13 protein-coding genes are annotated in these 13390 nt (G+C 59.3%); 6 read left to right on the plus strand and 7 right to left on the minus strand.

All coding sequences use genetic code 11. From position 1 onward, the window contains the following. Positions 1–7 precede the first annotated feature (7 nt). From kdsA to OQ273_RS12665, 3 genes are read left to right on the plus strand one after another with little or no spacing between them, the layout of a single operon-like run. Positions 8–910: a 3-deoxy-8-phosphooctulonate synthase gene (kdsA, locus tag OQ273_RS12655; RefSeq protein WP_267990862.1), complete on the plus strand. Its 903-nt coding sequence runs from the start codon at positions 8–10 to the stop codon at positions 908–910. Between the two features lie 6 nt (positions 911–916). Then, positions 917–1891, plus strand: a complete 975-nt coding sequence (locus tag OQ273_RS12660) for a KpsF/GutQ family sugar-phosphate isomerase (protein WP_267990863.1) — start codon at positions 917–919, stop codon at positions 1889–1891. Positions 1892–1926: 35 nt separating this feature from the next. Then, a complete protein-coding gene (locus tag OQ273_RS12665; protein WP_267990864.1) occupies positions 1927–2835 on the plus strand; it encodes an MBL fold metallo-hydrolase in 909 nt (302 codons plus the stop codon). A gap of 4 nt (positions 2836–2839) precedes the next feature. On the opposite strand, the gene OQ273_RS12670 is transcribed toward OQ273_RS12665, so the two are convergent. Then, entirely contained in the window at positions 2840–3769 is a 930-nt protein-coding gene (locus OQ273_RS12670) for a DUF1499 domain-containing protein (RefSeq protein ID WP_267990865.1), read from the minus strand. Between the two features lie 176 nt (positions 3770–3945). On the opposite strand from OQ273_RS12670, the gene OQ273_RS12675 reads away from it, so the two are divergent. Continuing rightward, the gene (locus OQ273_RS12675) at positions 3946–4137 is read left to right on the plus strand and encodes a hypothetical protein (protein ID WP_267990866.1); all 192 of its coding nucleotides are present in this window, start codon (positions 3946–3948) and stop codon (positions 4135–4137) included. 35 nt (positions 4138–4172) lie between these two features. Here OQ273_RS12675 and OQ273_RS12680 read toward each other — a convergent pair whose 3' ends face one another. Further along, positions 4173–5360, minus strand: coding sequence for a phytanoyl-CoA dioxygenase family protein (locus tag OQ273_RS12680; protein WP_267990867.1), 1188 nt, complete (start codon positions 5358–5360; stop codon positions 4173–4175). A 315-nt stretch (positions 5361–5675) separates the two neighbouring features. Here OQ273_RS12680 and OQ273_RS12685 point away from each other — a divergent pair, with 315 nt between their 5' ends. Continuing rightward, on the plus strand, positions 5676–6485 hold the full coding sequence (locus OQ273_RS12685) for an SDR family oxidoreductase (protein ID WP_267990868.1): 810 nt from the start codon (positions 5676–5678) through the stop codon (positions 6483–6485). Between the two features lie 55 nt (positions 6486–6540). Here the strand turns inward: OQ273_RS12685 and OQ273_RS12690 are convergent, their stop codons facing one another. The 4 genes from OQ273_RS12690 to OQ273_RS12705 form a co-directional block, all read right to left on the minus strand. Continuing rightward, complete coding sequence (locus OQ273_RS12690; protein WP_267990869.1) at positions 6541–7353, minus strand: ABC transporter permease; 813 nt, start codon at positions 7351–7353, stop codon at positions 6541–6543. After that, positions 7346–8113 carry an ABC transporter ATP-binding protein gene (locus tag OQ273_RS12695; RefSeq protein WP_267990870.1) on the minus strand — a complete coding sequence of 256 codons (768 nt, stop codon included), beginning with the start codon at positions 8111–8113 and terminating at the stop codon, positions 7346–7348. Before OQ273_RS12695 ends, OQ273_RS12690 begins: the two co-directional genes overlap by 8 nt. 71 nt (positions 8114–8184) lie before the next feature. Then, a complete protein-coding gene (locus tag OQ273_RS12700; RefSeq protein WP_267990871.1) occupies positions 8185–9204 on the minus strand; it encodes an ABC transporter substrate-binding protein in 1020 nt (339 codons plus the stop codon). Between the two features lie 17 nt (positions 9205–9221). Next, complete coding sequence (locus OQ273_RS12705) at positions 9222–9899, minus strand: GntR family transcriptional regulator (protein ID WP_267990872.1); 678 nt, start codon at positions 9897–9899, stop codon at positions 9222–9224. Positions 9900–10057: 158 nt separating this feature from the next. Between OQ273_RS12705 and OQ273_RS12710 the strand changes: the two genes are divergently transcribed. Further along, a complete protein-coding gene (locus OQ273_RS12710; protein WP_267990873.1) occupies positions 10058–10696 on the plus strand; it encodes a LysE family translocator in 639 nt (212 codons plus the stop codon). On the opposite strand, the gene ppdK is transcribed toward OQ273_RS12710, so the two are convergent. Beyond that, entirely contained in the window at positions 10693–13365 is a 2673-nt protein-coding gene (gene ppdK, locus OQ273_RS12715) for a pyruvate, phosphate dikinase (protein ID WP_267990874.1), read from the minus strand. The two genes, OQ273_RS12710 and ppdK, sit on opposite strands and share 4 nt — an antisense overlap. Between the last annotated feature and the right edge of the window lie 25 nt (positions 13366–13390).

Raw genomic sequence — 13390 nt, forward strand, 5'->3', positions numbered from 1 at the left:
ATACGGCATGTCTCGCACCCTGCCGCCGCACCATGATGGGCTGACGGCGATCGGGCGACACTGGAGAGCGAGCGTGGCGAACAGCAAAACCGTCCAAGTCGGATCTGTGTCATTTTCAAACGACCGGCCCTTTGTCCTGATTGCTGGCCCTTGCGCGATTGAAAGCCGCGACCACGCATTCGCCATCGCCCAGGAACTGGTTTCGATCACCACAGACCTGAACATTCCGCTGGTTTACAAATCATCCTACGACAAGGCCAACCGTTCCTCGGTTTCCGGCAGGCGTGGCATCGGCATGGAGGCGGGACTGCAAATCCTGGCCGATATCCGCGAAACCTTCGGCTGTCCGGTGATTACCGATATTCACGAAAGCCATCAGGCCGCGGTGGTCGCCGAAGCGGCGGATATATTGCAGATACCGGCCTATCTGTGCCGGCAGACAGACCTGCTGCTGGCCGCCGGGAATACGGGCAAGGCCATCAATGTCAAAAAGGGGCAGTTCCTTGCGCCATGGGACATGGCCCATGTAGCCGAGAAGGTCGCCTCCACCGGGAATGAGAACATCCTTCTTTGCGAACGCGGGACGAGCTTTGGCTACAACACGCTGGTGACCGATTTTCGCGGCCTGCCCACCATGGCCGCCACCGGTTATCCGATCGTGTTCGATGCAACCCACTCCGTTCAGCAACCCGGCGGGCTTGGCGGCTCATCCGGCGGGCAGCGGGAATTTGCGCCCGTCCTTGCCCGCGCGGCCTTGGCGGTCGGGTGCGCAGCGCTGTTTATCGAGACCCATGACAACCCGGACACCGCGCCATCCGATGGGCCGAACATGATACCGATCGATCAAATGAAGCCCATGCTTGCCGGCTTCATGGCGATCGACGCAATCACCAAAAAACAGGATGGCTGAAGCCATATGTCTCCGGAACGCAATATCAGGCAGGAAATCCTAAAAGCCGCACGCACCTCGCTGCAGGGCATCGATACGATTGTCGAAGGCCTCAACGCAAAACTCGGTGACAGCGTGCTGGAAGCCATTGATGTCATCGCAGCCAAAAGCGGCCGGCTGATCATTACCGGCGTCGGCAAGAGCGGGCACATCGGAGCAAAGGCCGCCGCCACCTTCGCATCTACAGGAACGCCAGCCCAGTTCGTTCATTCGGCAGAAGCAAGCCACGGCGATCTCGGCATGATCACGCCTGACGATTGTGTTCTTGCAATTTCGAATTCCGGCGAAACCCGCGAGCTATCGGACGTGCTCTACCATGCACGCAGGGCCGATATCCCGTTGATCGCCCTCACCTCCAAATCCGACAGCACCCTGGCGCAGAATGCGACGGTAACCGTCGTTTTACCCCAAGCGGAAGAAGCCTGTCCTCTGGGGCTCGCGCCAACCACATCCTCCATGATGCAGCTGATGCTCTGCGATACGATGGCGATCGGGCTTTTGGTGCGCCGGGGTTTCTCAGAGAGCGATTTCAAGCATTTTCATCCGGGCGGCACGCTCGGCGCGAGCCTCACGCTGGTGCGCGATGCGATGCATGCGGGAGATGCGATGCCCATCGTGCGTACCGGGACACCACTGATCGAGGCCATCGGAACGATAAACGAAAAGGGCTTTGGCCTCGTGATCGTTGTCGACGAGGCCGAGCGGATGCGCGGCGTCATCACCGACGGCGACCTGCGGCGCAATGCCCATGTCGACGCTGTCGCGGCCCGGGTCGACGATATCATGACGGTTGGAGGTCTGACTGTCGAACCCGATATGCTGCTTGCCTCCGCGCTGAAGATGATCCAGGACCACAAAGTCGGCGCGCTTGTGGTGGAAGATGACGGGCAGGCTGTCGGTGTTATCCACGTGCTTGACATGCTGCGCATTGGCGCTGCCTGAACCCACCAGCGGCTGTAGCCTGAGGGGCCGTCACTATGGCATCACCAGATTTTGAAACAGATTTCGAACCGGCACACGGCTCAACCGTGCAGCTCGCGCCGGACATTCAGCGCATTACCGCACCCAATAGCGGCCCTTTGACCTTCCACGGCACGAACAGCTACATCGTCGGCAAGGGGTCCGTTGCGGTCATCGATCCGGGTCCGGAGATCGAGAGCCACTACCAGGCGCTTAAAGAGACGCTGACCGGCCGTGAGGTCACGCACATCATGGTCAGCCACACGCACCGGGACCATTCACCGCTCGCCCGCCGCCTGGCATCCGAGACGGGCGCGACAATCGTCGCGGAAGGCGAGCACAGGTCAGCACGTCCGCTTTTTACCGGAGAAATCAATCCGTTAAAGGAAAGCGCGGATACGGAATTTCAACCCGATGTCAAGGCCGGGGACGGCGACATTTTCCAGGGTGACGGATGGGCGCTGCGGGTCATCAACACACCGGGACATACGGCCAATCACGCGGTCTTCGGCCTTGAAGACCGCGACATCGTCTTTTCAGCCGATCATGTGATGGTGTGGGCCACCTCAATCGTTGCTCCGCCAGACGGCTCCATGGCCGATTACATGCGGTCACTCGACAAGATGCTCGAACGCGACGACAGGATGTACCTTCCCGGCCATGGCGGACCGGTGAAAGAGCCGACGAAATTCGTGCGTGCCCTGCGTACTCACAGGAAGATGCGCGAGGCAGCCGTTCTCGACCGGCTGCAAAAGGGTGATCGGCACATTGACGAGATGGTCAAGGCGATTTACCGCGATACCGATCCGAGATTGCATCGCGCTGCAGCCCTTTCGCTGCTGGCACATCTTGAAGACCTTGTCGCCAGGGGCCGCGTCGAAACCGACGGTGCTCCATCAATTGACGGCGTCTACATGCCGAACTAATGGGTCAGCGAACCGAGATTCCGACAAGCTCCATGTCGAGCTCACGCAGGAATTCGGAAATGATCCAGGCATTTGCGCCCAGATCGTGCGGGCCGAAACGTGAGACGGCACGCATATCGACGAAGGTTGTTTCAGCCTCTTCGCTCAGCCGGATACTGACATCCGAACCGAAGCCGAAAACGAGTGTGCGCGCCTCGCCCTGAAGGACGATTTGCGCCTGTTTGAGAACAACGGGGTCTTGCGGCGCGCTTTCTTCCGCAAGGATCTCGCGCAGGCTGATGATGCTGTCCGTATCGTCCGCTTCCGAGACAATAGCCGCTGCGTCACCGGGTTGCGCCGGCTCCTGCGCATCCGGCTCGGCGACATCCTCCGGCGGCTGTGGCATGCGGGTCGAGGAAATCTTGATCCCGCGGTTCTCCGCCACCAGCCGTACAGCTTCCAATACCCGGTCGAGCGCGCCCTCATACCGCCTTCCCGTGACCTGCGGATAGGCTTCGGCCTGCCCCGCATAGGGTGCGCTTTCAAACAGCTTGACGTGCGGCATCCAGTCCGGACCGTGCGTCACAGGCTCAATGAATTCGGGAACACTCGCGGTATCCGTCGCGATGTCGTAGAGCGGCGGCAACGTATAGGCCCGGTATCCGACAAGCCCGGCCGGAACAAGCACAATCAGGGCACATATGCAGCCCTTGGCGGACGCGCGTCCCCCTTCTGCACCGACCATCCACAGGCGCAAGATCCCGTAACATGCGAAGATGAATGCAAGCAGCGCCAGCCCGGTGCTGATCGCAAACAGCACCGCGAAAATATCACTCTCCATGATGGCGAAGCGGTGAAGGCCGGCGGAGATGGCGAAAAGCGCCAGGGCGAACAAGCCCAGCCGATAGGACCAGAAGGCCGTATAACACACTGGACGTTCGTAGCGAATCTTCATCTTTGGCCGTTACATCTGCATAATCGCGCACAGGAATAGCGCAACTTGCCACGGAGCGAAACAGTGCTTCGCTCAGCCATGCCGGGGCACTGAGGCAATATTACAGCACAGCGCAGAGTACGTATGAAACTCGGCAAGCAGCCGTACGACGGCCTGACCTTCCACAGGAGAAAGCCATGTGCTCGAACGCTGTCTTGAGCAATGTCCAGCGGCGCGACATCGATGCCGTCCTTCATCCCTATGCGCCTCAGCACAAGCTGCGGGAAACGGGCGCGCTCGATGACACCGGGGCGATGGTGCGAAAGGACGCTTTGCCGGGCCAGGCCGAACGGCACAGACGGCTCGGAAAAACAAGGCCCGCCGCATGAATGCAGCGGGCCTTCTGTCGTCAGGACATGCCGGTTTAAAGTCTGGCCAAGTACTCCCTCGCAGCCTTCTCGCCCATTTCATCGAACTGCTTTTGCTTGAAAGCTTCGCGTTTCTTGCGGCGCGGATCCATATAGCCGGCGCCGACGACCGTCTCGCCCTTGTCGCAGACCACGAAACGGCTGATACGCTGCGCATGCGGTGAAAGTTTTTCCCACTGTTCGTAGGGCATGGACCGCATGATGCCCTCGCTGCGGAACCAGGGTGCGTAGTATTCGACATTCGGCATTGCACGCACATCGCGCGAAAGGTTCGGCGTGCCGGCGTGCCAGGCGCGAATATCGCGGAAGACGGCGGTTCCGGCAGGTGCCGGGCAGACCGTGCTGAGTTTCATCCAATCCGGCTCGTCGGCAAGGCTGGGAATAGGCGCCCGCGACCTTTGCGTGCCGGGAATTTGACGGATCGGCCCGTTCTCGAATGTCAGATCGATCATCGGGAAGTTGATGGTCAGGACCGGAACCGGCAGATCGCGCATGGTGACATTGCCGTATGGATCGGGAATTTCCGACCACATATTGTCTGAATGCAGGCCCTGATACTCGATCGCACCCGGCATGGCGATATCGCCGCCCGCCCCGCCGACAATATAGTCGGGAGATCCGAAAATCTCGGTGAGAATCGGGGTTGTGGTGGGCAAATCGATGAGTTCACACCATTCGTCCTTGTGGAGCATCTGGCGCGAGGCCGAACCACCGCCAAAGGAATAGCGGTGCGGCAGCCCTCCTGCCCCGCCTCCGGCCGAGCAGTCAGGATCATCCGCCATCAGATCGAGAATGGCTTCGCTGGCAGCCCGCTGCATCCGCGCAAGAAGATCGGGTTCCAGGACGTCGCGCACTGCGACAAAGCCATCGCGATGTAAAAGTTCCGCGGCGCGTTTGGGATCATCCGGCGAGACGAGCTCCAGGCCCTTGATGCCGTTTTCCTTGCGCAGTTTTTCTCGCAGCGCAACAACACCCGGATCGTCATAGGAGCGTGTCCAGCCCGCGCAGGACGGATCGCCTGACACGAGGTTCATGTGTTCCGGCGTCGTCTCGATTTCAATCTCCGCCGCAGCGGATGAAAGACCAGCGGGATTGTCATTGTTGACGATGGATTTCGGTCTGTTGATAAAACCGTTTGGCGGTACCGACTCGTTCCAGCCGAGATTTTCCAGTTGGGCGTCCATGGGCGCATCTCCTCCGATATGTGATCTGGCTCGATATGCTATTCGGCACGAACCAGTTGCCCTTAAATCCGCATATTCGACCGGATCATCACAAGGCACGAGATGTTCAAATTGAACTATTTGTGTCTGCCAGGAATTACCGGCCTGGCTTCACCTCCAGAAGCTCATGGCTTGTCTTAAAACGCTTTTCGACTGCTCATCAGACCATGAAATAGTTCAATATGAACAATTCGATACTTACTACAGCGACCACCATGAGCCAATGTGCGGGCGAAAAGAACGTCATACTTGCAAGACTTGTTGAGGGAGAGATGCATGGCCGATCTGGCTGGTAAGGTTGCAATTGTCACCGGTAGCACACAGGGCCTCGGAGCGGCGATTGCCAGGCTGTTTGCCGAACGCGGCGCAAGCGGTCTCGTCACATGCGGGCGCAGCAGCGATAAGGGTCAAAAAATTGCATCGGAGATCACCGCCGAATTCGGTTGCCCGGTCCATTTTGTGCAGGCCGACCTCGCCAAAATCGAGGACTGCCGCAAAGTGGTCAAGATGGCGGATGAACAATTTGGCCGGATCGATGTTCTGGTGAATGCGGCCGCCATAACGGATCGCGGAACCATACTGGATACCTCACCGGAACTCTTTGACAGCATCATCGCAACCAATCTGAGGGCGCCGTTCTTTCTGATGCAGGATGTCGCGGCAATCATGCGCCGGGAACGCATCGAGGGATCGATCGTCAACATTGTCTCCATGTCCTCCATGGCGGGTCAGTCCTTTGTTGCGGCCTATTGTGCATCCAAGGGCGGACTTGCAACACTGACAAAGAACACAGCCTACGGGCTGCTGCCGGACCGGATCCGGGTCAACGGCCTCAATATCGGCTGGATGGCATCCGACGGTGAAGATGTCATGCAGAAAACCTATCACGGCGCCACAGACGGCTGGCTGGAGAAAGCAGCGGCCGAACAACCGTTTGGACGCCTCATTGAACCCGCTGAGGTGGCGCGCGCGGTGGCCTTTCTCGCCGGCCCGGAATCCGGCCTGATGACGGGATCGATGGTGAATTTCGACCAATCTGTCTGGGGCGCATATGATGCGCCACCGCAGCCGGGCAGCGCACTTTAGAACCCGCCCCGCGTCCATCAAGGGGAGCGGCGACAGCCCGGTGATACCACGGGGCCTAGACCCGCCACCCCAGCAGCCGCCGTTCGATCAGGCCGATCGCGGCGCTGACCAACACGCCGAGCAGAGACAGGATGACGACGCCGACAAACAGGCGTTCGAGATCGTAAAGGGAACCGGCCTCGAGGATATAGGCCCCGATCCCGTATTCCGCACCCAGCATCTCGGCTGCGACGAGCAGGATAATGGCGATGGCAAGCGAGATGCGCAATCCCGACAGGATGCCGGGCATCGCGCCGGGCAGCACGATCTTTCTGACAATCGACAGCCAGGAAAGCCCGAAACTCTGCCCCATGCGGATCAACGTCCGGTCCACATTATCGACTGCGCCATAGGTTGCCACGACCGTCGGGGTGAAAGTGCCAAAAGCAATGAGCGCATATTTCGACCCCTCGCCGATGCCGAACCAGATGACAAATAGAGGTAGCAGCGCGATCTTCGGGATCGGAAAGATGGCTGCGACCAGCGGCACCATGCCTGAGCGGATATAGGAAAACAGGCCGATCAGGATGCCGACGCTGATGCCGAGGCTGGCGCCGATCGCAGCGCCAACGGCCAATCGGCTCAAGGACGGCAGGAGGTGTTTGAACAGCAAGCCGGAGGAGTAGAGCTGTTCGAATGTCGCCAGCACATCGGATGGCTTTGGAAGCGTCAGCGCTGAGATCCAGCCCTGCCGGGTGCCCCATTCGGCGACAGCAATCAGCGCGGCAAAGGCGACAAATCCGACCCAGCGGCGCGGCCTTGGGGCAAATCCTCCACCGCGAAAATCCACCGTTTTCTGATTTGTATCCTTTGGCGCTGCTTCAGGCATTGAGCAGCTCCGCATCTGCGGCGCGCGCTTCGTCGCGCATGAGCTGCCACAGGTGCTTTTGTGTCTTGTCGAGATCGGGGTCGCCGAAATGCCGCTCTGCGAGCGGCTTGTTGATGTGGACAACTTCACGGATTTGCCCCGGACGCCGTGACAGGACTACGATCGAATGACCGAGACGGACCGCCTCGGCCAGATTGTGGGTCACATAGACGGCCGTGAAGGGTTGCCGCGTCCAAAGACCGACAAGATCGTCCATCAGCAATTCACGGGTCTGGCTGTCCAGCGCCGAAAGCGGCTCGTCCATGAGCATGACGGCGGGGTTGACCGCGAGCGCCCGGGCGATAGCGACCCTTTGCTTCATGCCCCCGGATAGCTGTTTGGGAAGGGCGTTGGCAAAATCGCTCAGATTTGTCCGCTCAAGCACGTCATCAATGATGCTTTGCGCCTTTGCACGGCGAATACCGTGATCCTCCAAAACCAATGAGATATTTCCTGACACGGTTCGCCAGGGCAGCAGTGCGAAGTCCTGGAAGATATAGGTCAAGGGATTGAGACAGCCTTCGGGTGGCTCGCCGATCTGCAGGACGCTGCCGCTCGAAGGGCGCTCAAGGCCGCCGATGAACCGCAGAAGCGTCGACTTTCCGCAGCCGGACGGACCGACGATGCAAACGATCTTGCCGTCGGGGATCTTCAGGGTGATGTTCCGCATCACCTCGAAATCGTCATAGGAATGGCTGATGCCATCCAGAAGAATATCCATTGGAAACCCCGATAGCCTGCCCGGCGTGAAGCGCCGTCTGGAACGCTCTCAGCACCGGGCACAGGCCATGGCTAGCTGATGATATTCACGTAGGACTGATCAACCACCATGTCGACGGTGACATCGTCCTTGACGTGCCCTTCCGACTTGAACCAGGTGAGCTGATCCTCGATTGACGCAAGATTGAGTGCTGCGCCCTTGTTGAGACGCATGGTGCCATTGATGATGGATGGCGCGGCCTTTTCGCGGGGGCGGTCCACATAGACATATTTGTGGATCAGATCGACCATCTGGTTCACACCCTCATCGCCACCGGTCTTATCGATCATCGCGGCCGCATAGTCATCGACACCCCTGGAGAAGCCGGCCAGGAAACTTTCGGTCAAAGCCCGCTCATTGGCGGCTTTGTCAGCCGATGTGAAGACGGTCGTCACCTGATAGTTCGGCAGGTAATCTGAAACATTGCCGATGATGTGAACCGCACCGGAGCCAGCCAGAGGTTTGGCGATATGCGGAACGATCGACCAGCCGTCCACCTGCCCGGACTTCATGGCACCGATGATTGCCCCGACTTTCTGAAGGGGCGTGAAAGACAACTCAATCCCCTCCGCTTCAGCCATTTTTGAACCCATGTAGTGGAAGGACGACCCTGCCTGGGTAACTGCAAACTTCTTGCCGTCAAGATCCTTTGGTGTCTTTACGCCGGCCTGGAAGGCCGCATCGGAGACCAGGAATTTCTGCCCGTCGATCCCGTCTTCCTCGCTGAGTGCGCCGCCGATGACTTTTACAGCGCCCTTTTGAGCAAGCGAGACAAGTCCGCCTGACATGGCAGTCACGGCGTAGTCGACGTCACCGCTTGCGATGGCAACGGCCATGGGCTGCGCCGCCTGAAAGAACTCGAACTCCACATCCAGACCGGCCTCATCGAAATAGCCCCGCTCAAAGGCGATGAAGCTTCCCGAGTGGGAGGTAAAGCGCAACGCGCCCACCTTCACTTTCTTTTTCATGGCCAGTGCCGGTGTGGCAAGCGCGGTCGCGGCGGCCGCTCCTCCCATCAGGGCAAGGGTCTTACGACGGTTCAGTTTGATCATGGTATCCTCCCGAGTGATCACTTTGTGTTTTCTGATTTAAGTTCGGCGCTGATATCTTCGATCAGCGCAGCTACGGCTGTCTCGGCATCCCTTGCCAAAACCGCCTGCAGCAATCTTTCCTGCCTGAGTTTTCTACGTTCAAAATCAAGCCGGTCTTCGCGCAGCAGCGCCAAACGAAAACGCCTGCTCTGGTCAAAGAACTTTCTTTGCAGGTCGATCATGCGGGGGCTGCCACAGGCATCAATCAGCGCCTGGGAAAACCCGCTGCATGCCTCGTCCCACTGCAGCGCAATCAGATCGTCCGGAGTTGCGGCAACAGCGTCCTCCGCCTTGCGCAGTGCATGATGGGCGGCAATCACCCTGCCCTCCCAGGCGACATCTCCGTGTTCGATCGCCAGCGCCAGGGCAACTCTTTCGATCTCGGCGCGCACCAACAGGATATCTTTGAGATCATCCGCCGTGGCCGAAGTGACCCTGAAACCGCGCTGCGCCGTGGCTTCCACCAGACCTTCTGCGCTCAGGAGCCTCAGGGTCTCGCGCATCGAATGGTTCGAGCCGCCGTAACGCTGGCGCAATGTTTCGATTTTCAGCTTCTGGTCGGGCGCGAGGGTACCGAAGGAAATATCACGCCGGAGCGCGGAGGCCAGCATATGGACGATTGTTTCGTCGTCTCGACGCTTGAGCGGAAAGATCATTCAACCACCAATAAAAATGTTGGATATTTTTATGTTCGTTGAATTTTACAGTCAATCACAATTGAGCCGGTAGATATAGTTGGTTTGGAGCGCGAGACACTTGCTTTAGCAGGTCCCAACAAGCATTTATGTCAAAAACAGAGTGAAAGTGATCTCCCATGACCTTTTCGGACCTGCTTGCGTTTTCGCTCGTTGCTCTTTTGCTCGTCATGTCGCCAGGGCCCAATGGCGTTCTCATCGCCAAAACCGTGCCGACTTCCGGCCGCAGCGCCGGTTTTGCCAATATTGCCGGGTTCGTCACCGCCTTCTATATCCACGGCGCCCTGTCGATTTTGGGCATCTCGATCCTGCTCGTGCAATCCGCGATCGCCTTTGCCATCGTGAAATATCTCGGCGCGCTCTATCTGTGCTGGATCGGCATCAAGGCGCTGCTTTCCGCCTATCGCGGCATTGAGACAGCCAGCGAGATCGCCCCCGCCAAACGGAAACGCAATCTCTCGCATGCCTTCCTTGAAGGCTTGCTGACAAATGCGCTTAATCCAAAGGTTTCAATGTTTTATCTTGCGGCGTTTCCACAATTCATCACCGCAGGGGAAACGTCCGCAGCCTCGGCCTTCATACTGGTTTTCATTCACTCCGTGATGAATGCCATATGGTTTGGCGCGATGGTGCTGCTGCTGGCCAGACTGACTGCAATGGCCCGGCAAGGCAGCTTCCAGCGATGGCTCAAGGGCGTTACCGGCGCAGTCTTCATCGCGTTCGGCCTCAAACTGGCGAGCTTCAAGCCGACCGTTTAAGCCTCGCGCTGCTTTTCAAGCGCCGCCTGTGCTGCTGCGAGGCGTGCGATGGGCACGCGAAACGGCGAGCAGGAGACGTAATCAAGGCCGAGCTTCTCGCAGAAATGGATCGACAGCGGATCGCCGCCATGTTCGCCGCAGATGCCAAGCTTGATGTCCGGCCGCGTCTTGCGGCCCTTGTCGGCGGCAATCCCGATCAGTTCGCCGACGCCCTCAATATCCAGCGAGATAAACGGGTCTTCGTCGATCACGCCCTTTTTCTGATAGGTGTCAAGAAAAGCCGAGGCATCGTCGCGTGAGATGCCGAACGTGGTTTGCGTCAGATCATTGGTGCCGAAGGAAAAGAATTCGGCCTGCTCGGCAATGCGATGGGCGCGGATCGCGGCGCGCGGCAGTTCGATCATCGTGCCAACCAGATAGTCGATCTGCTGTCCCGCCTCCTTCATGACGGCTTCGGCGACCGCATCAATGCGCGCCTTGACGAAACGCAGCTCCTCGACCATGCCGACCAGTGGCACCATGACTTCGGGCACAACGTGCTCGCCGGTATCGGCCCCGGCCTGGATGGCAGCCTCAAAAATCGCGCGGGCCTGCATCTCGGCAATCTCGGGATAGGACACCGCCAGGCGGCAGCCACGGTGGCCCAGCATCGGGTTGAATTCGTGAAGGGCGTCGGTGCGCTCGCGCAACCGGTCAACGGGCACATTCATGACCTGTGCAACCTCGGCGATTTCGTCATCGCTCTTCGGCAGAAACTCGTGCAGCGGCGGATCGAGCAACCGGATCGTGACGGGCGTTCCCTTCATGATCTCAAACAGTTCGGTGAAATCCGAACGTTGCATCGGCAAGAGCTTGTCGAGCGCGGCGCGTCTCCCCTCCTCGTTCTCCGCGAGGATCATCTCACGCATGGCGACAATACGGTCACCCTCAAAGAACATATGCTCGGTCCGGCACAGCCCGATACCCTCGGCACCGAAACTGCTGGCCGCGCGCGCATCGGCGGGTGTTTCGGCATTGGTGCGGATTTTCATCCGCCGGGCAGCATCGGCCCATTCCATGATCTTGCCGAAATCGCCCGAAAGTTCCGGCTGGAGCATCGCTACCGAGCCCTTCAGAACCTGCCCGGACGAGCCATCAACGGTGATGACGTCACCCTTCCCGAGTGGTCCGGCAACCGTGAGCAGCGTTCCGGTGCGCATATCCACGCGCAGGCTTCCGGCACCAGAGACACAGGGCGTTCCCATGCCGCGGGCGACCACGGCGGCGTGGCTGGTCATGCCACCGCGCGTCGTCAATATCCCTTCCGCCGCGTGCATGCCGTGAATATCCTCCGGGCTCGTCTCGACGCGCACGAGGATCGCCTTGCGGCCTGCCTCGGCAAGCGCCACGGCATCCTCAGAGGTAAAGACAATCTCACCCGTTGCCGCACCGGGTGACGCCGGAAGCCCGCTGCCGATGACATCGCGCGCCGCGCGCGGGTCGATGGTCGGATGCAGCAATTGGTCAAGCGAAGCCGGATCGATACGCTTGACCGCCTCCTCACGCGTGATCACACCGTTTTCGGCCAGTTCGACGGCAATTTTCAGCGCTGCCTTGGCGGTGCGCTTGCCCGATCGTGTCTGCAGCATCCACAATTTGCCGCGCTCGACCGTGAATTCGAGATCCTGCATGTCGCGGTAGTGATTTTCCAGCCGCCCGCAGATGGCGCTGAATTCACCGAAAGCATCCGGCATCAGCTTTTCCAGCGACGGCTTGTCGGAACCTGCTTCGAGGCGCGCGACTTCGGTCAGGCTCTGCGGGGTGCGGATACCGGCGACGACATCTTCGCCCTGTGCGTTGACCAGGAACTCGCCATAGAGCTGGTTTTCACCCGTTGACGGGTTTCGGGTAAAGGCAACGCCGGTCGCCGAATTCTCGCCGAGATTGCCGAAGACCATCGCCTGGACATTGACGGCGGTGCCCCAATCGACGGGTATATTGTGCAATTGCCTGTAGGTGATTGCCCGCGCGTTCATCCAGCTTGAAAAAACAGCGCCGACCGCGCCCCAAAGCTGTTTGACCGGATCCTGCGGGAACGGCTCACCCAGTTCGTCGATGATGATCTGCTTGTAGCGCAGGATGACCTGCTGCCATTCCTGTGCCGTCAGATCGGTATCGAGCTCGTGGCCGAACCGCGCCTTTTCGTCTTCCAGAATGTCCTCGAACACCTCATGGTCGAGCCCCATGACGACGTCTGCATACATCTGGATGAACCGGCGGTAGCTGTCATAGGCGAAACGCTCGTCACCGGCGTCCACCGCCATGGCTTTGACGGCATCATCGTTCAGGCCGAGATTGAGCACCGTGTCCATCATGCCCGGCATGGACGCACGGGCGCCCGAACGGATGGACAAAAGCAGAGGGTTTTGCGTGTCGCCAAAGGTCCGGCCTGTCAGCCGGCCAATATAATCAAGCGCCTTTTCCAGCTGTTGCGGCAGTTCATCGGGAAAGGTCCGGTCGTGTTTGTAGAACCAGGTGCACACCTCGGTGGTGATTGTCATGCCCGGAGGAACCGGAAGGCCGAGATTGCACATCTCAGCCAGATTGGCGCCCTTGCCGCCGAGCAGATTCTTGTCTTCGGCTCCGCCTTCGGCCTGTCCGTCGCCATATGTGTAGACCCACTTGGTCATGCTTCCCTCCAGCCGGGATTTGGGT

Source organism: Hoeflea prorocentri (assembly GCF_027944115.1).
GTDB lineage: Bacteria > Pseudomonadota > Alphaproteobacteria > Rhizobiales > Rhizobiaceae > Hoeflea_A > Hoeflea_A prorocentri.

Coding starts and splice junctions, on each gene's coding strand:
- kdsA (WP_267990862.1), top strand. CDS start 8: ATGTCTCGCACCCTGCCGCCGCACCATGATGGGCTGACGGCGATCGGG.
- OQ273_RS12660 (WP_267990863.1), top strand. CDS start 917: ATGTCTCCGGAACGCAATATCAGGCAGGAAATCCTAAAAGCCGCACGC.
- OQ273_RS12665 (WP_267990864.1), top strand. CDS start 1,927: ATGGCATCACCAGATTTTGAAACAGATTTCGAACCGGCACACGGCTCA.
- OQ273_RS12670 (WP_267990865.1), bottom strand. CDS start 3,769: ATGAAGATTCGCTACGAACGTCCAGTGTGTTATACGGCCTTCTGGTCC.
- OQ273_RS12675 (WP_267990866.1), top strand. CDS start 3,946: ATGTGCTCGAACGCTGTCTTGAGCAATGTCCAGCGGCGCGACATCGAT.
- OQ273_RS12680 (WP_267990867.1), bottom strand. CDS start 5,360: ATGGACGCCCAACTGGAAAATCTCGGCTGGAACGAGTCGGTACCGCCA.
- OQ273_RS12685 (WP_267990868.1), top strand. CDS start 5,676: ATGGCCGATCTGGCTGGTAAGGTTGCAATTGTCACCGGTAGCACACAG.
- OQ273_RS12690 (WP_267990869.1), bottom strand. CDS start 7,353: ATGCCTGAAGCAGCGCCAAAGGATACAAATCAGAAAACGGTGGATTTT.
- OQ273_RS12695 (WP_267990870.1), bottom strand. CDS start 8,113: ATGGATATTCTTCTGGATGGCATCAGCCATTCCTATGACGATTTCGAG.
- OQ273_RS12700 (WP_267990871.1), bottom strand. CDS start 9,204: ATGATCAAACTGAACCGTCGTAAGACCCTTGCCCTGATGGGAGGAGCG.
- OQ273_RS12705 (WP_267990872.1), bottom strand. CDS start 9,899: ATGATCTTTCCGCTCAAGCGTCGAGACGACGAAACAATCGTCCATATG.
- OQ273_RS12710 (WP_267990873.1), top strand. CDS start 10,058: ATGACCTTTTCGGACCTGCTTGCGTTTTCGCTCGTTGCTCTTTTGCTC.
- ppdK (WP_267990874.1), bottom strand. CDS start 13,365: ATGACCAAGTGGGTCTACACATATGGCGACGGACAGGCCGAAGGCGGA.